20 protein-coding genes, 1 tRNA gene and 1 pseudogene are annotated in these 23,330 nt (G+C 68.1%); 11 read left to right on the top strand and 11 right to left on the bottom strand.

Features of this window, described 5'->3' with window-relative positions; all coding sequences use genetic code 11:
• Positions 1–121 precede the first annotated feature (121 nt).
• Positions 122–727 carry a dCTP deaminase gene (gene dcd / locus QFZ53_RS01215; protein WP_045257217.1) on the bottom strand — a complete coding sequence of 202 codons (606 nt, stop codon included), beginning with the start codon at positions 725–727 and terminating at the stop codon, positions 122–124.
• A 197-nt stretch (positions 728–924) separates the two neighbouring features.
• On the opposite strand from dcd, the gene QFZ53_RS01220 reads away from it, so the two are divergent.
• The 5 genes from QFZ53_RS01220 (at position 925) to QFZ53_RS01240 (ending at position 7,415) form a co-directional block, all read left to right on the top strand.
• Positions 925–998 (top strand) — tRNA-Gly (locus QFZ53_RS01220).
• Positions 999–1,071: 73 nt separating this feature from the next.
• Positions 1,072–2,679, top strand: coding sequence for an MFS transporter (locus tag QFZ53_RS01225; RefSeq protein WP_307292640.1), 1,608 nt, complete (start codon positions 1,072–1,074; stop codon positions 2,677–2,679).
• A 153-nt stretch (positions 2,680–2,832) separates the two neighbouring features.
• Positions 2,833–5,265 carry a glycosyl hydrolase family 95 catalytic domain-containing protein gene (locus QFZ53_RS01230; RefSeq protein ID WP_307292642.1) on the top strand — a complete coding sequence of 811 codons (2,433 nt, stop codon included), beginning with the start codon at positions 2,833–2,835 and terminating at the stop codon, positions 5,263–5,265.
• Positions 5,255–6,226 carry an acetylxylan esterase gene (locus tag QFZ53_RS01235; protein ID WP_307292643.1) on the top strand — a complete coding sequence of 324 codons (972 nt, stop codon included), beginning with the start codon at positions 5,255–5,257 and terminating at the stop codon, positions 6,224–6,226. Before QFZ53_RS01230 ends, QFZ53_RS01235 begins: the two co-directional genes overlap by 11 nt.
• Positions 6,227–6,248: 22 nt before the next feature.
• Positions 6,249–7,415, top strand: coding sequence for an ROK family transcriptional regulator (locus QFZ53_RS01240; protein WP_307292644.1), 1,167 nt, complete (start codon positions 6,249–6,251; stop codon positions 7,413–7,415).
• Between the two features lie 88 nt (positions 7,416–7,503).
• Here the strand turns inward: QFZ53_RS01240 and QFZ53_RS01245 are convergent, their stop codons facing one another.
• The 3 genes from QFZ53_RS01245 to QFZ53_RS01255 are packed head-to-tail and all read right to left on the bottom strand — an operon-like array spanning position 7,504 to position 11,143.
• Positions 7,504–9,135, bottom strand: coding sequence for an extracellular solute-binding protein (locus QFZ53_RS01245; RefSeq protein ID WP_307292645.1), 1,632 nt, complete (start codon positions 9,133–9,135; stop codon positions 7,504–7,506).
• 59 nt (positions 9,136–9,194) lie between these two features.
• Positions 9,195–10,175 carry a carbohydrate ABC transporter permease gene (locus QFZ53_RS01250; protein ID WP_307292646.1) on the bottom strand — a complete coding sequence of 327 codons (981 nt, stop codon included), beginning with the start codon at positions 10,173–10,175 and terminating at the stop codon, positions 9,195–9,197.
• Positions 10,169–11,143, bottom strand: coding sequence for an ABC transporter permease (locus tag QFZ53_RS01255; protein WP_307292647.1), 975 nt, complete (start codon positions 11,141–11,143; stop codon positions 10,169–10,171). Before QFZ53_RS01255 ends, QFZ53_RS01250 begins: the two co-directional genes overlap by 7 nt.
• A 242-nt stretch (positions 11,144–11,385) precedes the next feature.
• Here QFZ53_RS01255 and QFZ53_RS01260 point away from each other — a divergent pair, with 242 nt between their 5' ends.
• The 4 genes and pseudogenes from QFZ53_RS01260 (at position 11,386) to QFZ53_RS01275 (ending at position 17,491) form a co-directional block, all read left to right on the top strand.
• On the top strand, positions 11,386–13,590 hold the full coding sequence (locus tag QFZ53_RS01260) for an alpha-galactosidase (RefSeq protein ID WP_307292649.1): 2,205 nt from the start codon (positions 11,386–11,388) through the stop codon (positions 13,588–13,590).
• Between the two features lie 530 nt (positions 13,591–14,120).
• Positions 14,121–15,173: pseudogene (locus QFZ53_RS01265) on the top strand (glycoside hydrolase family 27 protein); the annotation flags it as partial.
• A 580-nt stretch (positions 15,174–15,753) separates the two neighbouring features.
• Positions 15,754–16,311, top strand: a complete 558-nt coding sequence (locus QFZ53_RS01270; protein WP_307299329.1) for a X2-like carbohydrate binding domain-containing protein — start codon at positions 15,754–15,756, stop codon at positions 16,309–16,311.
• A 70-nt stretch (positions 16,312–16,381) separates the two neighbouring features.
• Entirely contained in the window at positions 16,382–17,491 is a 1,110-nt protein-coding gene (locus tag QFZ53_RS01275) for a mandelate racemase/muconate lactonizing enzyme family protein (protein WP_307292651.1), read from the top strand.
• 27 nt (positions 17,492–17,518) lie between these two features.
• Here QFZ53_RS01275 and QFZ53_RS01280 read toward each other — a convergent pair whose 3' ends face one another.
• The 6 genes from QFZ53_RS01280 to QFZ53_RS01305 form a co-directional block, all read right to left on the bottom strand.
• Positions 17,519–17,986, bottom strand: coding sequence for a MerR family transcriptional regulator (locus QFZ53_RS01280; protein ID WP_292904735.1), 468 nt, complete (start codon positions 17,984–17,986; stop codon positions 17,519–17,521).
• 18 nt (positions 17,987–18,004) lie between these two features.
• Positions 18,005–18,877, bottom strand: a complete 873-nt coding sequence (locus QFZ53_RS01285) for an SDR family NAD(P)-dependent oxidoreductase (RefSeq protein WP_307292653.1) — start codon at positions 18,875–18,877, stop codon at positions 18,005–18,007.
• A 48-nt stretch (positions 18,878–18,925) separates the two neighbouring features.
• On the bottom strand, positions 18,926–19,294 hold the full coding sequence (locus QFZ53_RS01290; protein WP_307292654.1) for a hypothetical protein: 369 nt from the start codon (positions 19,292–19,294) through the stop codon (positions 18,926–18,928).
• Positions 19,291–19,461, bottom strand: coding sequence for a hypothetical protein (locus QFZ53_RS01295; protein WP_292904729.1), 171 nt, complete (start codon positions 19,459–19,461; stop codon positions 19,291–19,293). The genes QFZ53_RS01290 and QFZ53_RS01295 overlap by 4 nt, the downstream gene beginning before the upstream one ends.
• Before the next feature lie 86 nt (positions 19,462–19,547).
• Complete coding sequence (locus QFZ53_RS01300; protein ID WP_307292658.1) at positions 19,548–20,357, bottom strand: CPBP family intramembrane glutamic endopeptidase; 810 nt, start codon at positions 20,355–20,357, stop codon at positions 19,548–19,550.
• A 148-nt stretch (positions 20,358–20,505) separates the two neighbouring features.
• Entirely contained in the window at positions 20,506–20,991 is a 486-nt protein-coding gene (locus QFZ53_RS01305; protein WP_307292659.1) for a MarR family winged helix-turn-helix transcriptional regulator, read from the bottom strand.
• A 78-nt stretch (positions 20,992–21,069) separates the two neighbouring features.
• Between QFZ53_RS01305 and QFZ53_RS01310 the strand changes: the two genes are divergently transcribed.
• Positions 21,070–22,269, top strand: a complete 1,200-nt coding sequence (locus QFZ53_RS01310; RefSeq protein WP_307292662.1) for an FAD-dependent oxidoreductase — start codon at positions 21,070–21,072, stop codon at positions 22,267–22,269.
• A 51-nt stretch (positions 22,270–22,320) separates the two neighbouring features.
• Entirely contained in the window at positions 22,321–22,743 is a 423-nt protein-coding gene (locus QFZ53_RS01315; protein ID WP_307292664.1) for a hypothetical protein, read from the top strand.
• Between the two features lie 33 nt (positions 22,744–22,776).
• On the opposite strand, the gene QFZ53_RS01320 is transcribed toward QFZ53_RS01315, so the two are convergent.
• Positions 22,777–23,313: a helix-turn-helix domain-containing protein gene (locus tag QFZ53_RS01320; protein WP_307292666.1), complete on the bottom strand. Its 537-nt coding sequence runs from the start codon at positions 23,311–23,313 to the stop codon at positions 22,777–22,779.
• Positions 23,314–23,330: the final 17 nt, after the last annotated feature.

Genomic DNA, 23,330 nt, shown 5'->3' on the forward strand with positions numbered 1-23,330 from the left:
GACTGGAGGCGGAGGCACGACCGGGGTCGGAGGCACGACGGGGTCAGGCCCGACGGGAGCAGGCGGCGGCACCGCGCCTCCAGCATCCGCGGGAGTCGGGTCCGTACCGTCGCCGCTCATCTCAGCCGCCGACCGCTCCCACATCGGTCACCCCGACGTCTGTGCGATGGAAGTTCTGGAAGGAGCGGGATGCCGTCGGCCCACGCTGCCCCTGATAGCGGTTGCCGTACGGGCCCGAGCCGTACGGGTTCTCGGCGGGCGAGGTCAGGCGGAAGAAGCACAGCTGGCCGATCTTCATACCGGGCCACAGCTTGATCGGCAGGGTCGCGACGTTCGCGAGCTCGAGGGTCACGTGCCCGGTGAAACCAGGGTCGATGAAGCCCGCCGTCGAGTGCGTGATGAGACCCAGGCGACCGAGCGACGACTTGCCCTCGAGACGGGCGGCGATGTCGTCCGACAGAGTGACCTGCTCGTAGGTCGCACCGAGCGCGAACTCGCCGGGGTGCAGGATGAACGGCTCGTCCGGGGAGACCTCGATCAGCCGGGTCAACTCTGGCTGATCGACCGAAGGATCGATGAACGGATACTTGTGGTTGTCGAACAGTCGGAAGTACCGGTCGAGCCGCACGTCGATGCTCGACGGCTGGATCATCTCCGGCTCGTGAGGCGCGAGGCCGATCCGGCCGGATGCGAGTTCTGCCCTGATGTCGCGATCGCTGAGAAGCACGGCACCAGCCTAGCTGTCGACGTTGCGGCCCCGTCGCGGCGTTGCGTGGTCAGAATGACATCGCCGCAGGGGGATCCGGATGCTCTTTCGACCACTCATCGACGACAGGCCGCGTTCTCGACGCAGTGCCCGGCTCGGATGAGGCTCTGGGCGAGATCGGGTAGGCTGACGGCATCCGCTCTTCACGATGCGGGTGCGGGGCTGTAGTTCAATGGCAGAACTTCTGCTTCCCAAGCAGATAGCGCGGGTTCGATTCCCGTCAGCCCCTCCACATACGGTGCTCCCCCGAGGCCTCCGCAGGCTCGTGGTCCAGCGCCGACGAGTTCATGGTCGAGAATGTTCCCGTGTCGGAACATTCGAACAGCACCGGAACCGCTGGATCAGCATGGGCGCCCCTGCGGCACCCGATCTTCCGCATGCTGTGGTTCGCGCAGACCGGCTCGAATCTCGGCGGCTGGATGCAGACGGTCGCCGCGCAGTGGTTCCTCGTCCAGACCGGCGCGGGCTCTGCGGTGGTGGCCTGGGTGCAGGCCGCGAGCCTGTTGCCCGTGCTCTTCCTCTCGCTGTTCGCGGGAGTGCTCGCCGATCGGTTCGATCGTCGCGGGTGGCTCCTCACGATGAACATCGTGTCGGCAGCGTTGGCGCTCGTGCTCACCGTCCTGTCGGCCGTGGGAGCACTCGGGGCACCGTCGCTGCTCCTCATGACGTTCCTGCTCGGCAGTTCGGCCGCGCTCACAGCCCCGGCCTGGCAGGCGATACAGCCCGACCTCGTGCCCCACGACGAGATCCCGGCCGCGGCCGCACTCGGCGGGATCACGGTCAACGCCGCACGCGCCGTCGGTCCGGCCATCGCCGGCGTCCTCGTCGCGTGGTCCGGCCCGACCTCTGTCTTCGCGATCAACGCGGTGTCGTTCGCCGGCGTCGTGTTCGCGCTGCTGCGATGGCCGCGACCCGAGCGCCCGAAACGCGCGTGGAACGAGCCTCTCGGCGAAGCCATCGTGGCCGGCATCCGCTATCTGGTCGCCGGCCCCGTCGTCCGTCGCCTGCTGCTGCGCAGTCTGATGTTCGCGGTCCCGGCCGGCTCGCTGTGGTCGCTCCTTCCGTCAGCCGCCGACGGCGTGCTGCATCTGGGAGCCGCCGGCTACGGCCTGCTGCTCGGCATGCTCGGGATCGGCTCGATTCTCGGCGCCGTCCTGATGCCGCTCATCACGAGACGACTGTCGTCGTCGGCGGTGCTCGGCGTCTCGGCCGCCGTCTTCGCGTTCGGAACGCTGTGCATCGCCTGGTGGCCCCTCGTCATCGTCGTCCCCGTCCTTCTCGTCGCCGGGGTCGCGTGGACCGCCACCCTCACGACGCTGAACGCGGCCATGCAGCTCAGCGCTGCTCCCTGGGTGCGCGCGCGGGCGATCTCGGTCTACCTCCTCGCGCTCCTCGGCGGCCAAGGCGTCGGCGCCGTCCTGTGGGGCGCGGTCAGCTCCGTGGTCGGGGTGTCGATGACGCTCGTCATCGCCGCCGGCCTCCTCGGGCTGGTCGCGCTGAGCGTGCTCCTGCTCCCGCTGCACCCGAACACCGGGCGCCTCGATCGTTCCATCCAGCCGTACTGCGCCCCCGAGCCGCAGCTCGTCTTCGAACCAGAACCGACCGACGGCCCCCTCACGGTGTCGGTCTCGTACCGAGTGGAACCCGAGAAGGAAGCCGGTTTCCTTGTGGCGATGTCCATCCTCCGCGACAGCCGACGAAGGACAGGCGCAGCGGGGTGGACGCTGGAGCGGTCGGCCGATGCCGCAGGCAGCTTCCGCGAGGAGTTCCGGGTGCGCTCGTGGGGCGAGTACTCGGCCGCCCGCACCGAGCGATGGACCGGACAGGATGCGGCGGTCATGGCGCGCGTCCGGGAGAACGCGGAGGTCGTCACCGAGTCGCACGAGTTCGTCGTGCGGATGCCTCGACGCTGAACTCATCGGCGGGCGCACCGGCCAGCGGGGTCGGTTCCGCGGCGCCTTTCATCGGCACGCGGGCTAGTTTATTGACATCGGCAATTAATGCCGCATACGCTGTCGCTGCACCGCGAATCCCCCGCTCCGACTCGACACACACAGGGACCTTCGATGACCGAGACCCTCCGCCTCTCCTGGGCTACGTCCGCCGCACGCTGGGAGGAGGCGACGCCGCTCGGCAACGGCCGCATCGGCGCGATGGCGTTCGGCGGAGCATCCGGAAGGTTCCAGATCAACGACGCCACGGTGTGGTCCGGCACGCCGGACGGCCCTGCGCTGTCGCTTGCGCAGGTGGTCGCCGCCGGAGCGGGACCGCAGCGGCTGGCCGACGTCCGCGCCGCTCTCGACGCCGGCGACGTCCGCACGGCCGAACGGCTGCTGATGGCGTTCCAGGGGCCGTACTCTCAGGAGTTCCTCCCGCTCGCCGACCTGCTCGTCGCTGTGTCCGGAACCGGAGACGGCGACCAGGCGCGAGTGCTCGATCTCGACGAGGCCGTGTTGACGGAGTCGTTGCGCACCCCGTCCGGTGTGGTCCGGAGACGGTCGTGGGTGTCGGCTCCCGCCCAGGGACTCGTCGTGGAGCTCACCGCGGATTCCGCGTTCGACGTCACGATCGAGTTGACCACGCCACTTCGTCGGCTCGATGGCGAGCCCGAAGACGCGACGCGGCACGGGCTGACGCTCGACGTGCTACTTCCCATCGACGGAGCTCCCCTTCACGAAGAGCAGGTCGACGAGCCGCTGCGCTATGCGGATCAGGATGCGGCCTACGACGCCTTCGCGGCCGTCGCCGCCTCGTTGCGCACCGACGGGATCGCCGAGCGGACAGCATCCGGCCTGACGGTGCACGGTGCCCGCCGAGTGCTGATCGCGCTGTCCACAGGGACACGCGCAGAATCCTGGTGGGCCGAGCCCGAGGGCGATTGGCGCACGGTCCCCAGAGAGGCGATCCGCGGGCTCGCCCGCACGAGAGCGGACGCCGCGGCTCGATGCGAGGCGACGGATCTGCTCGCCGACCACATCGCCGACCACCGGAGCCTCACCCCGACTCGCTTCGCGATCGGCGGGCGGCGCGAAGGCACCTGGGACGTGCATCGCGACGTCCTGCACGGGGACGACCCGCAGCTCCGTGCCACGGTGATCGCCGAGTTCGGGCGCTATCTGCTCGTCTCCTGCTCACGCGCCGGCGGACCCGCGGCGAACCTGCAGGGCATCTGGAACGACCAGCTTCGGCCCGCCTGGTCGTCGAACTACACGATCAACATCAACACGCAGATGAACTACTGGGCCGCGCCCCTGCTCGGCGCTGTCGACGCCTTCGAACCGTTGATCGCTCTCGTCGAGCACCTCGCCCGCACGGGCGCCGACACCGCACGCACCCTCTACGGCGCCCGTGGATGGGTGGCTCACCACAACAGCGATCTGTGGGGCTGGAGCCTCCCGGTCGGCGGTGGACACGGCGCACCCAGCTGGGCGATCTGGATGATGGGCGGGGTGTGGCTCACCCACAATCTGTGGGACGCCTACGAGTTCACCGGAGACCTCGACCTGCTGCGCGCGCGCATCTGGCCTCTCCTGCGCGGGGCGGCGGAGTTCTGTCTCGACTGGCTGGTCGAGGACGCCGAGGGGATGCTGCGCACCTCCCCCTCCACATCCCCGGAGAACTCGTTCTTCGCCGCGGACGGCGCGCCGACCGCACTCGGTCTGACCTCGGCATCCGATCTGCTTCTGATCCGCGCGCTCTTCGAACGTGCGCTCCATGCGGTCGAAGTGCTGGACATCGACGATCCGATCTCTGCGGAGCTCGAACGCGCGCTCGCACGCCTCACCCCCGTCGGGATCGGCGACGACGGGCGCCTGCGCGAGTGGTCTGCGGAAGTCGAGGAGGTGGAGCCGCTGCACCGGCACATGACCCCGCTCGTCGCGCTCTACCCGCTCGACCTGGTCACCCGCAAGCGGACGCCCGAGCTGTTCGACGCATCGGTGCGACTGCTCGACGCTCGGGGCACCGGAGCCATGGGCTGGTCGTGGGCCTGGAAGGTCGCGCTGCGGGCGCGGATCGGAGACGGGGATGCCGCCGCCGGCCTCCTCGCCGAGGCGCTCGCCCCGTTCGAAGGGGATGCCGCTCGGCACGGCCCCGTCGACGGCTCGGAATGGGGTGGGCTGCTGCCGAACCTGTTCAGCACGCATCCGCCGTTCCAGATCGACGGCAACCTCGGCTTCCCCGCAGCGATCGCGGAGATGCTCGTGCAGAGTCATGACGGCGTCGTGCGTCTGCTGCCCGCGCTGCCGTCCGATTGGGAACGCGGCGAAGTGCAGGGTGTCCGCGCACGCACGGCGCTCGCCGTCGCCCTCACCTGGGGCGGTGGACGGCTGAGTTCCGCGCATCTGCAGAACCTCTCCGACACAGAGCGCACGGTCACCGTCGAGCATGGAGGGAATCGGATCGCGGTCGAACTCGCCGCCGGGGCGTCGACAGAGCTTCTGCTTGCGGACTTCCGTACGCCGGCCGCAGCACAGGGAGGTGCGCTCCATGCGCGGTGACCTCTCGATCGTCGATGTGCCGACGACGCAGACCGAGCCGGCCGACTTCGACGCGTTCTGGGCGGACACTCTTGCGGTGACCCGCGGGTTCCCGCTCGACGTCACCCTGACGCCGCATCCCACGCTCCTGACTCAGCTCGAGGTCTTCGACGTCACGTTCCGCGGTTTCGGCGGGACGCCCATCCACGCCTGGCTGCGGGTTCCGGCCCGAGCCAGGGGCCCCCTGCCGGGTCTCGTGCAGTTCTTCGGCTACGGCAACGGTCGCGGCCACGCGCTCCGCGATCTGCGCTGGGCATCGGCGGGGTACGCCCATCTCGTCGTCGACGCCCGCGGGCAGGGTCACGGCCACACCGACGACGACCACCCATCGGGTGGCCCCTCAGCGGGCGGCTTCCTCACCCGCGGCATCCGCTCTCCTGAGGAGTACTACTACCGCAGGGTGTTCGCCGACGCGGTGCGCGCCGTGGAGGCGCTGCGCACGCTCGAGCTGGTCGACCCCTCGCGGGTCGGCGTCGTCGGCGCGAGCCAGGGCGGAGGGATCGCACTGGCGATGGCGGGTCTCGTGCCCGACCTCTCGGCCGTGATCATCCAGGCACCCTTCCTGTGCGAGCTCGACCGGGCCGCAGTCCTCAGCACCGAGTTCCCGTACGCGCTCTTGACCCAGTACCTCGCAGACCGCCGAGAGGATGCCGCCGCCGCTCTCGACACTCTGCGGTACTTCGACGGTGTGAATCTCGCCAAGCGGGCCAGCGCGCCTGCCCTCCTCAGCACAGGCCTGCTCGACGGCATCGCGCCGCCCGAGACCGTGCTGCCCGCGTTCACGGCCTACGGCGGCGAGAAGCAGATCGTGCTGTGGCCGTACAACGGGCACGAGGCGGGCGGTGACCTCGACGAGGAGAACGCCCTCGAATTCGCCGCCGCCCGGCTCGCCCCGCGGTCGCTCGCCGATTCGCTACGATGACCGACAGAGACCGAGGGACCTGATGGATCACGAAACCGCAGCACGAACGACCCTCATCCGCTCCGCCTCGGATGCCGGATCGAAGGTGTTCGCGACGATCCTGACCCAGAGCCCGATCAGCCGCATCGACATAGCCCGCCAGACCGGCCTGTCGCAGGCCGCGGTCACCAAGGCCGTCGCCCCCCTCGTGGCCGCGGGCCTTGTCGACGCCCCGCCGGTGTCTCAGCGCGATGGCACGCCAGGACGCCCCGTGAGCCCGGTGTCGATCGTGCGCGGAGCCATGGTCATGCTGGGGATCAAGGTCAACGTCGACGAAGTGATCGCAGTGGCCACCGACCTCTCCACCCGGATCCTCGTCGACGAACGGCGCACCCTGACCGCGAGCGATCCCGACACGGTCGTCGGCGCCATCCTCGAGGTGGTGGCCTCCCTCTCCGACCAGATCGGCGACAAGGCTCCCTCGATCGCGGGCGTCGGCGTGTCCGTCTCCGGCGACGTCGACACCTCGACAGGTATCGTCCGTGAGTCCACCCTCATGGGGTGGACCGATGTGCCGCTGGGCGACATGCTCGGCGAAAGACTCGGCTGGCCCGTGACGCTGGAGAACGACGTGCACGCGCTCACCGTCGGCGAGCACTGGTTCGGCATGGGTCTCGGAACGGCATCCTTCGCGATCGTCACGATCGGGCGCGGCATCGGCAGCGGGCTTCACCTCAACGGCGAGGTCGTCACCGGCGCGTACGGAGTCGCCGGCGAGATCGGCCACCTCCCGCTCGCGAGCCCCGAGCTCGTGTGCCCCTGCGGCCGCCGCGGCTGCGTCGAGGCTGCCGCGTCCACCGGGGCCATCGAGTCCGCGGTGTCGCGTGCGCACGGACGCCGCATCAGGATCGACGAAGCCGTGCGGCTGGCCCACGCCGGCGATCCCGGCGCGCACGCGGCCTTCCGCGAGGCGGCGCGGATCATCGGCACCGCGATCGCCACGCTCGTGAACCTCACCGGCCCTGAAGTCGTCATCATCGGCGGCGAGGGCGTGTCAGACTTCGACCTCTTCGAGGAGACGCTGCGCGACGCATTCCAGGCGCATGCCTTCGGCGCCGCCGCGCGCTGCCGCATCGTCACCCGCCCGCACACCTTCCAGGACTGGGCCCGCGGAGCCGCAGCGGCGGCGATCCAGTCGCTCGTGCGCTGAGCCCGCAGCCGTTGCTGCGCTCGCCTGCTGACGCCGACACGGCACTGCCCGGGACCCTTCAGAGTCCCGGGCAGTGCCGTGTCGGGGGTCAGATGGCGTCGTAGAGCTTCTTCATCATCTCGAGGTATCGCGGCAGGCCCAGCCCGTCGAGGTCCGAGAGATACGCGTCCCACGCCGCGTCGTCGTTCACGTCGCGCTGCCCTGTCACGAACTCGGCCTGCGCCTGGGTCACGTAGTTCGTGATGTTGGTCTGCAGGTCAGCGAGCTCGGCCGCGCTGTCGAGGTCCGGCCACAGCTTCTCGACGGGGAACAGGATGCTCTCGTCGGGCTTGAACGGATCGTACTCCAGCGTCGCGTTGAGCAGACGGCGCTCGTAGCCGGAGGGCGAGTAGACGTCCTCGGGCACGACCTGCGCGTTGCGATACTCGAGCGAGTCCCAGTACTGCCCCATCGAACGCCATGACGCATTCGACGTCTCGTCGTATGTGAGCGGCTTGAAGGTCGGCTCGAGCTCCGGGTCGAGCGCGACATCCCCCGCCTCCGCGGGCACCCACGCCTCGCCCTCGGGTCCCATGGCGCCCAGCCGATCGCCCTCGTCCGTGACCAGGTAGTCGATGACCTTGATCGCCTTGATGCGCTCCTCCTCGGTCGACTTGTTCGTCAGCGCGAACATGCCGAGCGGGTTGACGGGCGAGCGCCAGGTGGCCAGCTGCGTGCCGTCGGGACCTGCGAGCGGGGCGACCGCGTCGTAGTTCTTGTCGCGGCCGTCCGGGGAGTCGGCCGTGACGAAGTCGTACGGGTGCAGATCGACCGCGGCGCCGAGGACCTCGGCATCCGCATTGTCGCCGAGCGCCTTGAGCGCCTCGGCGTTCTGGGTGAACGCCGCCTTGTCGAGCAGTCCCTCGTCGGCGAGCGACGTGATGTACTTCAGCCCTTCCCGCCAGCCGTCCGACGCCGCGGCCAGCGTGACGTCATCGCCGTCCATCACGAGTCCAGGGGGAGTAGACGGGCTCGTGTACGGCGCGTAGGTGAATGCGTTCATCAGATAGTTGATGATGGGCTGCGTCGATGATCCGCTCAGCGCCACCTCGTCCTGCACGCCGTTGCCGTTCGGATCGTTCTCCTTGAACGCCCTGAGAACGTCACGGAGTTCCTCGGTGGTCGTCGGCTGCGCGAGCCCGAGCTTGTCCAGCCACGTGGTGTTCATCCACAGCTTCGACGGATAGCTGCAGTGGAAGCACTCGCTCCACTGGGTGATCGCGTAGATGTGACCGTCAGGCGCCGTGACTGACTCCTTCCAGTCCGGCTTCTCCTCGAAGCGCTCCTTCAAGGCGGGTGCGTACTCGTCGATGAGGTCGTCGAGCGGCACGAGCACGCCCTGCTGGCCGTACTTCAGGATCTCGCTGCGCGAGAAGGCGTCGACCCACGGCACGAGGAAATACGCGTCGGGGTAGTCGCCGCTCGCCAGCGACACCTGACGCTTCTCGCCAGCCACGCTGCCGTCGTAGGTGGTGGTCTGCCAGTCGAAGTCGATGTCGAACTTCTTCTCGACCTGCTGCGTGAACAGGTTGTCCGCGAGCGATCCGTTGTCTCCCTGAGGCCCGAAGGCGACGAGCTTGCCGTTGTCGTCGTCGCTGGGCGAGGTGCAGGCGGAAAGCGCGAGTGCCGTCGTCGCGACTGCTGTCGCTGCCGCGACGACGCGGATGATGCTGTGTTTCATAGCCGGTGACTCCTTTGGCCGGTTCATTCTGGTGGGTGTCGGGTGTGAACGGGGGGGGATCAGCCCTTTACGGCGCCGATCATGATCCCCTTGGTGAAGTACTTCGCGACGAACGGGTAGGCGATCAGCATCGGCACGGTCGCGATCACGACCGTCGAGAACTTGAGCAGATCCGCGAGTTCGCGGCGACGGAGCTGCTCGGCGACGTCGCCGCCGCCGCCGACGTCGTTCAGGACGAGCAGCCCGCGCAGCACGAGCTGAAGCGGCTGAAGGTCGGCGCTGCGGAGATAGAGCAGAGCGTCGAAATAGGAGTTCCACTGCATGATCGCGTACATCAGCGCGATCACCGCGAGCAACGGCTTGGCGAGCGGCAGCACGACCGTCCACAGGATCCGCAGCTCGCTGGCGCCGTCGAGCTGCGCCGCCTCGTACACCTCGTCGGGTATCGAACTGCGGAAGAAGACGATCGCGATGATGACCTGCCAGACGCCGATCGCGTTCGGCAGCAGCATCGACCATCGCGTATCCAGCAGGCCGAGCGACTGCACCACGAGGTACATCGGGATCACGCCGCCGCTGAACAGCATCGTGAACACGACGCCTGCGGTGACCGCCTTGCGCCCGAAGAGGTTGTTGCGTGACAGCGGATAGGCGATCGCCACGGTGCCGAGCACGCTGATCAGGGTGCCGACGACCGTGTAGAAGATGGAGTTCGCGAAGCCCGTGATGATCGCGGGGTTGCTGAGAGCTTCTGTGTACCCGCGGAACGTGAAGTCCACGGGCCAGAACAGCACTCGCCCCGAGGAGACCGCCTGCGGGCTGGAGAAGGAGCTGGCCAGGATGTTGAGCAGCGGCAGCAGCACCACGAGCAGGAACACCGTGAGCAGGAGGTAGGCCGCGGCGATGAACACCCGATCGGTCCTGGTCTCCTTGACCTTCACGCCGCGCGCGGGCCCCCCGCGTCGGCGTCCGCCCCTCCCCGCTTCGGGAACGACGATCTCCTCTGTGAGGAGGGTTTCATTGCGGAGAACAGTCACCACAGCCCGCTTCCTGTCACTCGCTTGGACACGCCGTTGACGACGAGCAGCAGCACGAGGCTGATCAGCGCGTTGAAGAGGCCGATCGTGGCCCCCAGACTGAAGTTCGCGTTCAGGATGCCGGTCTTGTAGACGTATGTGGGGATGATCTCGGAGGTGGAGAGGTTGAGCGCGTTCTGCAGCAGGAACGCCTTCTCGAATCCGATCGCCATGATGTTGCCGACGCCCAGGATCAGGATGATGGTCGCCGTGGGCAGGAGCGCCGGCACGTCGACGTTCCAGATCTTCTGCAACCGTGTGGCGCCGTCGATCTTGGCGGCCTCGTAGAGCGACACGTCCACCGAGGCGAGGGCTGCGAGGTAGATGACCGCGGAATAGCCCGTTGTGGTCCAGATGTCCGTCGCGACGTAGATGTGGCGGAAGAAGTCGGCATCCGCCAGAAGGTCGACCTGACCGGCGCCGAAGAAGCTGAGCGTGCGCCCGAGTAGGCCGACACGCGGTGACAGCAGGAGGATCGTCATGGAGACGACCACGACGGTCGAGATGAAGTACGGGGCGTATGTGACGAGCTGCACTGTCCGCTTGAAGAATCGCAGCCGCACCTCGTTGAGCGCGAGGGCCAGGATGATCGGGAGCGGGAAGCTCGCGATCAGCGTGTAGCCCGCGAGGACGACGGTGTTGCCGACGAGACGCGGGAAGACCGGGTTGCGGAAGAGCGCCGCGAAGTTGTCGAGGCCGACCCAGGGGCTGCCCCACACTCCGTCGATCGGGTTGTAGTTCTTGAAGGCGATGATCGCGTTGGCCATCGGAACGTAGCGGAACACGATGAACCAGATCACCGGCAGGAGCAGCAGCAGATAGAGCTGCCAATAGCGACGCAGGCTGCGACGGAACCGCGACCGTGCGGTGACGATGCGCGGACTCGTCGTCGGAGCCTCGTGTGTGGATGTGCGCTCAGCAGTGAGCTTCATGGTCGCCCTCCGGGCAGAGTTACTTTACGCCGTAATATAATCATGCCGAGCGCAAAATGCAAACACTTCCGCGAAGTCGGTCCCGCCGTCGGGGCTCTTCCGATGAGCGGGTGGCGGGGACTTCGGCTTCTCACTCGGCACCGCCCCGGGCAGTCCCGCCCGGACGCGACGGCTGCGGGTTGCACCCTTCTCGCAAACATGATTTATTGACGTTGTCAAGTAATACCGGAAGGCCTGCATCCATGAACACCAGTGCCGACAATGTCGTCGCGCTCCGCGCGGACGGTGTCGCCTTCATCCTCGAGCTCGCTCAACCTCTCCCCCGGGTCCTGCACTGGGGCGCCGATCTCGGCGAGCCGGTCGGCGAACTCACCAGCGCACTCGCCCTCACCGCCGTTCCCGCGCTGCTGAACAATTCGCCCGACTCGCCACGAGACTTCTCGGTATTGCCGACGGAGTTCGAGGGCTGGTCGGGGATACCTGCGATATCGGGCAACGCGCAGGGGCGGGCGACCACGCCACGTCCTCGCCTCACCGGCCACAGCGTCGACACGTCCACCACAGGGCACGGAGGCTCGATCACGCTCGAGTTCGCCGATGAGATCACCGGCATCCGCACCGAGGTCCGCTACCGGCTCGACCGCTTCGGGGTGCTCTCCGTCGACCTCTCCCTCGTGAGGGATGCAGGACTCAGCCCGCTCAGCGGCGCGATCCCGTACACGCTCGATGGCCTCATCGCGCTCCTGCCCGTTCCCGACCGCGCCACCGAGATCCTCGACTTCACGGGCAAGTGGTGTCGCGAGAGATCGCCGCAGCGTTCGCCCTTGGGGTTCGGCACACACCTGCGGACCGCGCATCGCGGCAAGCCCGGACATGACTCCCCTTTCCTCCTCGCCTGCGGCACGGCGGGCTTCGGCTTCGGCCACGGCGAACTGTGGGCGGTGCATCTCGCCTGGAGCGGAGATCAGCGGTACCTGGCCGAGCGCCTGCCCGAGGGCGCGGGCGCGCTCTCGGCCGCGCTCGGCGCCGGAGAGGCCCTGCACTCCGGCGAGATCATCCTGGACGACGGGGAACGATACGACGCGCCGACCGCCCTCTTCGTGTGGTCGAACCGCGGACTGGATGCCGTCACCGATCGCCTCCACCGCCGCCTGCGAGCACGACCGTCGCACCCGCGCTCCCCGCGCCCGCTCGTCCTCAACACCTGGGAGGCGGTGTACTTCGACCACGACCTCGATCGACTCACCGCGCTGATCGAGCGCGCGGCATCCGTCGGAGTCGAGCGGATCGTCCTCGACGACGGCTGGTTCCGGGGGCGGCGCCAGGCGGATGCCGGACTCGGCGACTGGTTCGTCGATGAGGATGTCTGGCCGGAGGGACTCGCTCCTCTCGTGGAGGTCGTGCGCGCGCACGGGATGCAGTTCGGGCTCTGGTTCGAGCCCGAGATGATCAATCTCGACTCCGACCTGGCGCGGGAGCACCCCGACTGGGTTCTCGGTCCGAGGCAGGGTCTGGGGCCGGCGTCCCGCTCGCAGCACGTCCTCGACATCGCGAACCCGGAGGCGTACGAGTACCTGCTCGAACGCATCGACCACCTCGTGCGACTGCACGAAATCGACTACCTCAAGTGGGATCACAACCGCGATCTGCTCGAGGCCGTGAGCCGGGGCCGTGACGGCGACCGGCCGAGCGTGCACCGGCAGACTCTCGCGCTGTATCGGCTGCTCGACGAACTCAGACGACGTCATCCGCACCTAGAGATCGAGACCTGCTCCGGCGGCGGCGGCCGCATCGACCTCGGGATCCTCGATCGGACCGACCGGGTCTGGGCCTCCGATTGCAACGATCCGGTCGAGCGGGCGCAGATCGAACGGTGGACGCGCACGATCGTGCCGCCGGAGTTGATCGGATCGCACCTGGGCGCCGATCGATCGCACACGACGGCCCGGAGAACCGATCTGTCCTTCCGGCTGGGCATCGCGCTCACTGCGCACGCGGGCATCGAGCAGGACCTCACGGCCGTGGATGACGAGCAGCTGGCGCTCATCGCCCACTGGAGCGCCATGTACCGCGAGTTCCGCGCCCTGCTGCACAGCGGCAGGATCGTCAACGCCGACCTGGCCGACGACGCGACGGCGCTGTCCGGCATCGTCTCGGAGGACGGCGGCGAAGCGCTCTTCACCTGGGCACGCTTCGTCACCTCCACACCAGGGCAGTCGGGCAGGATCCGCCTCCCCGGCCTCGACCGCGAACGCGATTATCTGGTGTCCGTCCGCGAAGACCTCGGGGCGGCGAGCCGCCACCAGGGCGACGATCCGGCATGGGTGGCGCTCGCGGCCGAGTCCTCGGTGCGCATGCCCGGGACCCTGCTCGCGGATGCCGGCATCCCCCTGCCAACCCTCAATCCGCAGCAGGCCATGCTCATCCACGTGCGCGCGAGCGCCTGACCCTTTCAGGTTCTCGCCCTTGCGCGATACGTGCGCCCTGTGGTTAGTTAACGCCGGAAAGTAACTTCGCCCCGCGACAGAGACGTCGCGTACGAGAGGAAGCCATGCATAATCCCCCATCCGGACGGCGAGCGCTCACGCTCACCTCGGCCGTCGCCGCAGCAGTGCTCGCACTCACGCTCACCCCCGGTGCCTCCTGGGCCACCGGATCGAGCGGCGAGACCCCGACTCCGTCACCCACGGATTCCGCCACCACGACCCGGCAGGCGACGTCGGCTCCTGAGACCACTCCGCCGGCTGACGCGACCCCCACGCCGCAGGCGACGCCGTCGTCCGGGCCCGAGCAGACCGCTGTCCCACAGCCCGAGAAATCGGCAGCGCCGGTGACCCCGCCGGCGGTCGTCGCCGACGACGGTGTCTCGGAACTCTCCTCGAAGCCTTACATGGGCTGGAGCAGTTACAGCATGCAGGTGTACTCCGGCAACGGAAAGTGGATCACCGCCGACCAGATCACGGCGCAGTCCGACGCGATGCACGACAAGCTGCAGGACTTCGGCTACGAGTACATCAACGTCGACGCCGGCTGGAACGACGGTGTCGACGACTACGGACGCCCGCTGCCGAGCGCCACCCTGTACCCGGACGGTCTCGACGCGGTGATCGACCATGTCCACGCCAACGGGCAGAAGTTCGGGCTGTATCTGATCCCCGGCGTGAGCCTGCAGATCGCAGAAGCCGCCTACCCGATCCACAACGCGCCGGGCTGCACGACTAACGACATCCTGAAGCGTCCGCTGCAGCAGGGAGACTACTGGGGCATCGGCTACCGTCTCGACTTCTCCAACCCGTGCAGCCAGAAGTACATCGACTCGATCGCCGATCTGCTCGGCGAGTGGGGCGTGGACTTCCTGAAGTTCGACAGCGTCACCCCTGGCTCCGGAGTGAGCGATCTGTCCCTCGACGCGCGCGATGATGTCGCCGCCTGGTCGCAGGCGCTGAAGCGCAACGGCATCTGGTTCGAGCTGTCCTGGGCGGTCGACATCAACTACGCCGACTACTGGAAGCAGTACGCGGACGGCTGGCGCGTGGACTGGGACGTCGAGTGCTACTGCGAGAAGGAGGCGCTGACGACCTGGGACAACATCGCTCGGCTCTTCCCCCGCACCGCGGAGTGGTGGCGGCACGGCGGCCCTGCGGGATGGAACGATCTCGACTCACTCAATGTGGGCAACGGCACCATGGATGGCTTGACCCGCGACGAACGGCGCACGGCGACGACGCTGTGGGCCATGTCGGCCGCGCCCATGTACCTGGGCAACGACCTCACGAACCTCGACGAATTCGGGCTCAAGCTGCTCACGAACCCCGAGGTCATCGCGGTCGACCAGGCAGGCGTTCCCGCGCAGCCGGTGTCGACGGCGACCAAGCAGCAGGTCTGGTACTCGCTGAACACCGACGGCACGTACACCGTCGCGCTCTACAACCTCGGCCGCACGGAAGCCGACGTCACGGCGTCGTTCTCCGACTTCGGCCTCACCGGGTCCGCCACGGTGCGCGATCTCTGGGCCGGCAAGAACCTCGGCGGCTTCGACGGCTCGTTCACCGCCGAGGACGTGCCGATCCACGGTGTGCGACTGCTCACCGTGACCCCGGCGAAGAAGTCGAAGCTCGCGGTGAACGACGACTCCCTCCGAGTCGCCTACGACGGACAGTGGACCCGCAACGGCGGGGCCGAGGTCGCCGCGACGACTCAGCCGTTCACGGTCGCGGTCACCGATACCCCCGGTGGTGGCCAGCCGAACCCGCCGGAGACGGGACGCACGGTGACGGTGAACGACAACGCGCCCGGCATCACGTACACGGGCAACTGGGGCTACAGCAACAACCGCGGCCTCGGCGACCACGCCGATGATGTGCATTACGCCGAAGCGAACGGCGCCTTCTTCGAGTACGCGTTCCAGGGCACCGGGATCGACTTCGTGACCGAGAAGCATGAGTCGCAAGGAGACGTCGACATCTACCTCGACGGGCAGTTCGTGCAGACCGTGAGCACCTACCTCGACCCCGCGCAAGGACGTGGCGTGCAGCAGACCGTGTTCAGGCGCCTCGGGCCTTGCGAGTGGAAGCCACACGCTGCGCGTCGTGAAGAAGTCGGGATCGTTCATGCTCCTCGACAAGCTCGTGGTGACGCTCGACAGCCTGCTGAGCACGACCTCGGGCGCGTTCAACAAGGCCGACCCCGCAGATGTCGTCGTCGACGTGCTGCGCGATCCAGGCGAGCTGAGCGACGTCTCCGTGAACGGCGAGGCGCTCGAGCGGGGAACCGACTACGAGCTCAGCGGCAGCACGGTGACCATCAGGTCGTCGTTCCTCGCCACGTTGCCGGTGGGCGACGCCACGCTGGACTTCGCCTTCCGCGGCGACCGCCACAGCGACGTCCATGCGACGACGGAGGACGGCGCCTCGGTGTCGTTCACGTTCCGCGGGACCGCGGTGTCGTGGATCACGGCGAAGGGCCCCGACCAGGGCACCGCCGACGTCTACATCGACGGCGTCAAGGTCGAGACCGTCGACACGCACGCCGACACGCGCGTCACCGGCCAGAAGGTCTTCACGGCCGATGGTCTGCGCGACAAGGAGCACACCATCACGATCGTGAAGACCTCGGGAGACGTGCTGCGCACCGACGTCTTCGAGTACACGGTCAAGAAGGTCAAGTGATCCGTCCGGGGGCGGGCCGTGCAGCCCGCCCCCGGATGCCCCGGACACCCCAGAGAAGTGAGGAAAGCGGATGACGAGCACTCCCTCCGCAGGCGATCCGATCGTAGCGGCGCGAGCCTGGATCAGCGACATCGCCGTCGAGACGGTCCGCACGGACGCGATCCAGGCTTTCCTGAAGCAGGAGACGATCTTCGTCGAGATCACGACCGCCACAGGCGTGCAGGGTCTCGGCTACAGCTACACGATCGGGATGGGCGGGACATCCGTGCTCGCCCTCCTCGAGAGCACGATCCTGCCCCTGCTGCTCGGGCAGGATGCGCACCGCCCCGAGGCCGTCTGGCGATCCTGTTTCGCCGCGATCCGCTCGACGACCGGAGGCGTCATCGCCGCCCTCGCCCTGGCCGCGGTCGACACCGCGGTGTGGGATGCGCGATCGCGGAGCACGGGTGTTCCGCTCTGGAAGCTCGCGGGCGGCGCGGACCGGTCGATCCCTGTATACGACACCGAGGGCGGGTGGCTGCACCTGAGCGAAGAGGAACTGGTGGCCCAAGCCCTCGCGACCAAGGCGAGAGGGCTGTCCGGTGTCAAGATCAAGGTCGGACGACCAGACCCGCATGAAGACCTCGACCGGTTGCGCGCGGTCCGTGAGGCCGTCGGCCCCGCCTTCGACATAATGGTCGATGCGAACCAGTCCTTCACGGTCGCCCAGGCCGTCCGGAGAGCGCGTCTCTTCGAAGAGGTCGACCTGTACTGGTTCGAGGAGCCTCTGCACGCCGACGACGTGAGCGGTCACGCGGCTCTCTCACAACGCTCGACGATTCCGGTCGCGGTCGGCGAGAGCCTGTACTCGATCGGGCGGTTCCGCGACTACCTCGAACGGGGCGCCGCGTCGATCGTGCAGGTCGATGTCGCGAGGATCGGCGGCATCACGCCCTGGCTCAAGGTGGCGCACCTCGCCGAAGCATTCGGCGTCGACGTCGCCCCGCACTTCCTCATGGAACTCCACCTTCCGCTGGTCGCGGCAATACCGAACGGCCTCTACCTCGAGCACATCCCGCAACTGCGGACGCTCACCAGCGAACAGGTGCGGATCGTCGACGGACGTGCGGAGACGTCGGATGCTCCGGGCCTCGGGATCGTGTGGGACCGCGACGCCATCAGGAGAGCGCGCGTCTCCTGACGGCGGATGGCGTGCGCAGCCCCCGCCTCACGGCGCGCCGTCGTAGGAGCGGATCTTGTAGTCGGTGGTCGCCAGTGCGAGCGTCAGCTCCTCCAGCTGCCGCGAGATGCGGTCTCGCTGATCGATCATCATCTGCCGCCGCTCGGGCATCGTCTCCACGCCGCGCTCGACTAGTTGCACGTAGTGACGCAGGTCGCTCATGGTCATGCCCGACACCCGCATCCGGATGAGGAAGACGAGTCGGCGCAGGTGGGGCGCGGAGTACTCGCGGTATCCCGACGAGTTCCGGGAGGGACGCACGAGCCCTTCCCGCTCGTAGTATCTGAGCGTGTGCGGGGACTGACCGAGCAGCTCCGCCGCCTCGGCGATTCCGAGGCGCGCAGAGGTCTCCTCGACCGTCGAGTCGTCGAGAAGCGTGTGCAAGGCGTCGATGGCCGAGGCGGATGACGCGTGCGGCTCGGCGAGCATGCGTTCGATCAGGTCAGCGGTCGCCATTCCCACACCCTACTTCCGTCAGAACGCCCGGGCAGCGGGGCCCTGACCGGGGAAGTCAGCGGATGCGCTGAGTTCGGCCCATTTCCGGATCTCGGCGAGACTCCGATCGTGGGCGGTCGTGAGATTCCTCACGGCTTCGGCCCCGAGCGCGAGCCGCAGCGGCGCATCGGGCTCCTGAAGAACCCGCCGGATGATCGAGGCAGCCCTGACCGGATCGCCCTCCTGCTGTCCGTCGGCGCCCGCCATGTCGGCGCGCACGGCCGCGATGACCCCGTCGTACGCGGTGTTCTGCGTGGCCGAGCGAAGCACGTCGCCCGCGTTGAACCGCGTGCGAAAGCGGCTCGGCTCGACGATCAGCACCCGGATGCCGAACGGCGCGACTTCACCCGCCAGAGCTTCCGACCATCCTTCCAGCGCGAACTTCCCGGCGGAGTAGCTGCCGACAGCGGGGAACGACATGCGCCCACCCTGGCTGCTCATCTGCACGATGGCGCCGGATCCCGCCTCGCGCATCCCGGGGAGGACGGCTCTCACGAAGGCGGCGGGACCGAACAGGTGCTGATCGAGCATGTCTCGCAGCTCATCGCCGGTGACCTCTTCCGCGGCGCCGACCTGGCCGACTCCCGCGTTGTTGACCAGGACGTCCACGCCGCCGAACCGGGCGACCGAATGCGCCACGACCGCCGCCGCTCCCTCCGTGTCACGCACGTCGTGTGCGACAGCGGAGAAGCGGTCGGGGTAGTGCGAAGCGAGATCATCCATCCGCTCCGGACGACGGCCCGTGCCGACGACCTGATCCCCCGCCTCGAGCGAGGCCTCTGCCAGGGCTCGTCCCAGTCCCGAGCCGGCCCCGGTGATGAGCCATGTCTTGTGTCGCTGTGCTGTGTCCATGTCCGCCACGCTAGAGAGTGAAGCGCGCTCGAAGGCAAATGGGCGGACTCAGCGTCTCCGCGACTCCAGGAGCCTCGAGAGTGCGGCGGTGTACGCGTCGCCGCTCGCCCGCGCCGCCTCGCCCTCGCGGAGCACAACGATGAACAGTCCCTGATCTCCCGAGGAGATGCGGGCCGCCAGAAGGGCTCGTTCCCAGAGCAGCACGACCTCCAGCCCACCGGCGTATGCAGGCTCGGCCATGGCGCTGGTCGTGAGGAACCGGCGTCGCTCTGTCGCTCCGGCGAGCGCCGTCAGTCGCGCGCGAACCTCTCTGAACGGCTGAGGAGACGGCGCGTCGTGGGTGAACACGTCGGCGAAGACCCGCGCCGCCACCTGGTCGGCGCCACTGGCGAGCAGGCTCGAGATGGGATCGCTCACGGCGTCGTTCCCCTGCTCTCGAGTTGCGCGACGCGCCGTTCCAGCGCTGCGATCCGGTTGTAGAGATCGACCAGCGTGACGCCGTCGGCGACCACTCCCGGTCGACTGCTGAAGCGGCGGACGAAGTCCTCGCGGGACTCCCCGGGCAACTGGTCGAAGTACCCCATTGCGATCTCCAAGTCTGTGACACGGCGGATTCACTCTGCGTCGAACCACCGTAGCCGCTTCGTCGCCGCATCCGATGCTCAGCTCATCAGCGATCGTGCACGACCATCGCTCCGCCCTTGCGCATCAGCCACGCGGCGGCGGCGAGCGTGAGCGCCCAGCCGATCACCTCGATGAGCAGATGATCGGTGGCGTTCGGTACGGACTGCAGCAGGAACACGCGGATGCTGTTGATTGCTCCGTGCGTCAGGACGGCGGGCCAGACGCTGCCGGAGCGCCAGCGGAGCGCGAGCAGCAGAGGGGCCCACGGCAGCATGCCCGCGAAGTAGATGACGATGTCCCAGAGGGGCCGATCCCCGATGACGGCGAGGACCGGAAGGTGCCAGACGATCCAGACGAGACCGCTGACGAGGGCGAGACGCCAGAATCCCCACGATGCCGCACGAGTCGCCAACCAGCCACGCCATCCGAACTCCTCGCCGATCGCGAAGACCGACTGCATGACGAACACCGGGATGATCCACACCGACGCGGCCAGGATCTCGTCGACCGGGTTCAGCGGCCAGATTCCGGATGACACGGCGATGGCCGTCTGGATCGCGGCGATCGCGGCTATGAGGCCGATGCCGATCCCGAGCCACTTCGGTGCGCCCCGCCATCCTGTGGCGAAGGTCTCGCGGAACGTGCCCGGCCTTCGCGCGAGCCACATGATGATGGCGGCGAGCAACGGGGTCAGCTGCATGATCGGGGTGATCAGGTTGTAGAGATCCGTCGGCACGAGCCGGAACACCATCGGCACCGAGAGCGCGAAGCACAGCGCGATCGCGATCGCGAAGAACCAGGTGACGTCGACGACGACCGATCGTCCGGTCGCGCGGTGGGCGGGGAGGGATGTCATCGGTGGCCTCTGTCCGTCGGCTCGGGGCGCGAGAAGTCCCTCGCACCACGCACTCTACGAAGACCGGCCCGGCCACCGGAATGCAGGAAACCCGACACTCTCCGGGGGATATCCGGAACGGACGGCGCCCGACGCCCGCCGCCCGAGGTCAGCCCCGCCCGGTCCCGCGGAGCGCCTCGATCTGTTCGCGGTTGATCTCGGCGGCCTCGGCCAGCAGGTCGCCCGCGAACTCGATCTGTTCGTCGGTGAGCGTGGCGAGATACTCGTTCCAGCGTTGCGCGACCCTGGCGTAGACCGGGCCGACGCCCGCGAGGACCGGTTCGGGGTTGGCCGTGACGATCACACGCCGACGATCGGCGTCGTCCCGCGTGCGGGTGACATACCCGGCGCGTTCGAGCCGATCGATCATGGCGGTGACGGCTCCACCGGCGGTGAGGCCGGTTCGTGCGGCGAGTTCGCCGGGCGTCGCCGGCCCGGAGCTCATGAGAAGCCCCACAGCCTGCAGGTCGGTGCCGTTGAGGCCGACCGACCGGGCGACGGCGTCTTGGAACAGCACCGCGCGCGCCATGAACTCCTGCATCGCCTCACCCTGACGCGCGATCGCGGCAGAACGGCGCGCAGATCCGTCGGTCATCTGATAACCTCTCTATTATCGAGAGACTCTTTCTTCGAGACTCTCTGTCTCCTTCCAGACTATCGAAAGGCCGGACCGATGCCCACAGCGCTCATCATCGGCGGCGGAGTCGCAGGACCCGCCGCCGCCCTCTTCCTGCAGAGCGCGGGCTGGGCGGTCGAGATCTTCGAGGCCAGATCAGCCCCCGATGCGTTCGGCGGACTGTTCCTCAACGTCGCGACGAACGGCCTCGCGGTGCTCGAAACCCTGGGCCTGCGCGATCGCCTCCTCGCCGACGGCCACTTGAGCCCGTACATGGAGATATGGAGCGGACGCGGCCGCAAGCTCGGCACGGTGCCCAACGGCCCCGCCGGAGAGCCGGCACGAGGAAGCGTCGTGGTGCGGCGGGAATGGCTGAACAGCGTCTTGCGCGAGGCGACGGATGCCGCCGGCATCCGCTTCCGATGGGACGCACGTCTCGAACGCATCGAGCAGTCGGATGCAGGCGTCACCGCTTACTTGGCAGACGGCACGAGCGCGACCGGCGACATCCTGATCGGCTGCGACGGCATCGGCTCGCCGACACGACGATGGATCGATCCCGCCGCGCCGGACCCGGACTACAGCGGACTGCTCAGCATCGGCGGGTTCGCCCGGGTCGACGGCCTTGCGCCTACGCCTCTCACGCAGCACATGGTCTTCGGCGCCCGCGGATTCTTCGGCTATCTCGTGCGAGACGACGGCACGGTCTACTGGTTCGCGAATCCCGCCAGGGCCGAGATCGACCGCGACGAGATCCGGGCTGTGCCCGACGAGGCCTGGCTCGACGAGCTCCGCACGATGCACGCCGACGACCCGTACCCCGTGCCGCAGATCCTCGACGCCGCGACCGGCGCGGTGGGCGTCTACGGCATCTACGAGCTGCCCCACGTCCCGCACTGGCATCGCGGTCGGGTCGTAACGGTCGGGGACGCCGTGCACGCGACATCTCCGAGCGCCGGGCAGGGAGCGTCCCTCGCCCTCGAGGACGCGGCAGTCCTCGCCATGTGCCTGCGTGACGAGCCGGATCACGAGCGCGCCTTCGCTCGTTACGAGTCCATCCGCCGCCGCCGGGCGGAGGAAGTGGTCGCCTACGCGCGCGCCATCAGCAGACAGAAGACCGTGACCTCGTCGAAGTTCGCGGTCATCGTGCGCGACGCCCTGCTTCCGCTCTTCCTTCGCGGCGCGATGCGCGACACCCGCAACAATCATCTGTACAACCATGTGGTCGCCACGGAGGGACGGCCTCTCGGCGACTGAGCTCGTGCAGCATGTGGAACACGGGGCCGCACCCGGCATAGTCTCGATGACATGACCCCTGATCCGCGATACGCGGCCCTGCTCGGCGACTGGTCGGGCGACGAAGAACTCTTCCCGACCGCCTGGACGGCCGCGGGCAGGGCGCGCGGCGCCCTCACCGTCGAACCTGGCCCCGACGGCATCCTGATCGACTATGTGGAGCTTCAGGACAGCGGGCATCTGCTCGCACATGCGGTGATCGTCGGCACGGGATTCTGGTGGTTCGACTCCTACGGCTTCGTTCCAGAGACTCCCGGTTCCGCCGTCTGGGACGACGACACACTCGTGCTCGACCGCCGCTCCGCCCGTGGACGCACGATCATGCAGCTGCGCCGCGACGGCGAACGCCTCGAAGTCGCGCTCGATACGGCGGTGCCGGCGGATGCCGACCCGGCCCCGCTCGTGCGCGGAACCTACGCCAAGCAGGACGCCTGATCGCGGGACCTCCGCGAACGTCACCGGTCGCGGTCAGGGCAACAAGATCGTGGCGAGCGTGACCGCTCTCGTGCCCTGCCGGTCCGGGTCGAGGTACGGGGCGAGCATCTCGCCGAGGCGCGCCTGCAGATCGGCGAGATCGTCCGTCGTGACGTGCAGCTGGGTCATGCCGAATCCGAGGTAGTCCCGCGCCCGCGCGTCATCCGAAGACAGTGACTCATCGAAGCGCTCGGCGACCTGACCCAGGTACGTGAGGAAGGCTCGACGCAGCTGCTCGGCGTCCATCGCCTGCAGTTCTTCGCGATCGACGTGCGCCATCCGCTCTCCGAGGGCGAGCGTCCGTTCGACCGCACCACGGATCTTCCGCTCCCCGACCACCGCGACGATGCCGGCGTCGACGAGCGCGGCCACATGACGGTAGAGCGTCGCCGTCGAGACGTCGGGCAGGGTCTCGCGCAGCGCGGTCGTGGTCAGCTCGCGCGCTCCGATCTGCTGGATGATCCGCATCCGCACGGGATGCATGATCACATCGGCGATAGGCGTCGTCTTGCGCATCGGCCCTCGATTCATTATTCTCAGTGTGAGAA

It is taken from the genome of Microbacterium natoriense (assembly GCF_030816295.1).
GTDB lineage: Bacteria > Actinomycetota > Actinomycetes > Actinomycetales > Microbacteriaceae > Microbacterium > Microbacterium natoriense_A.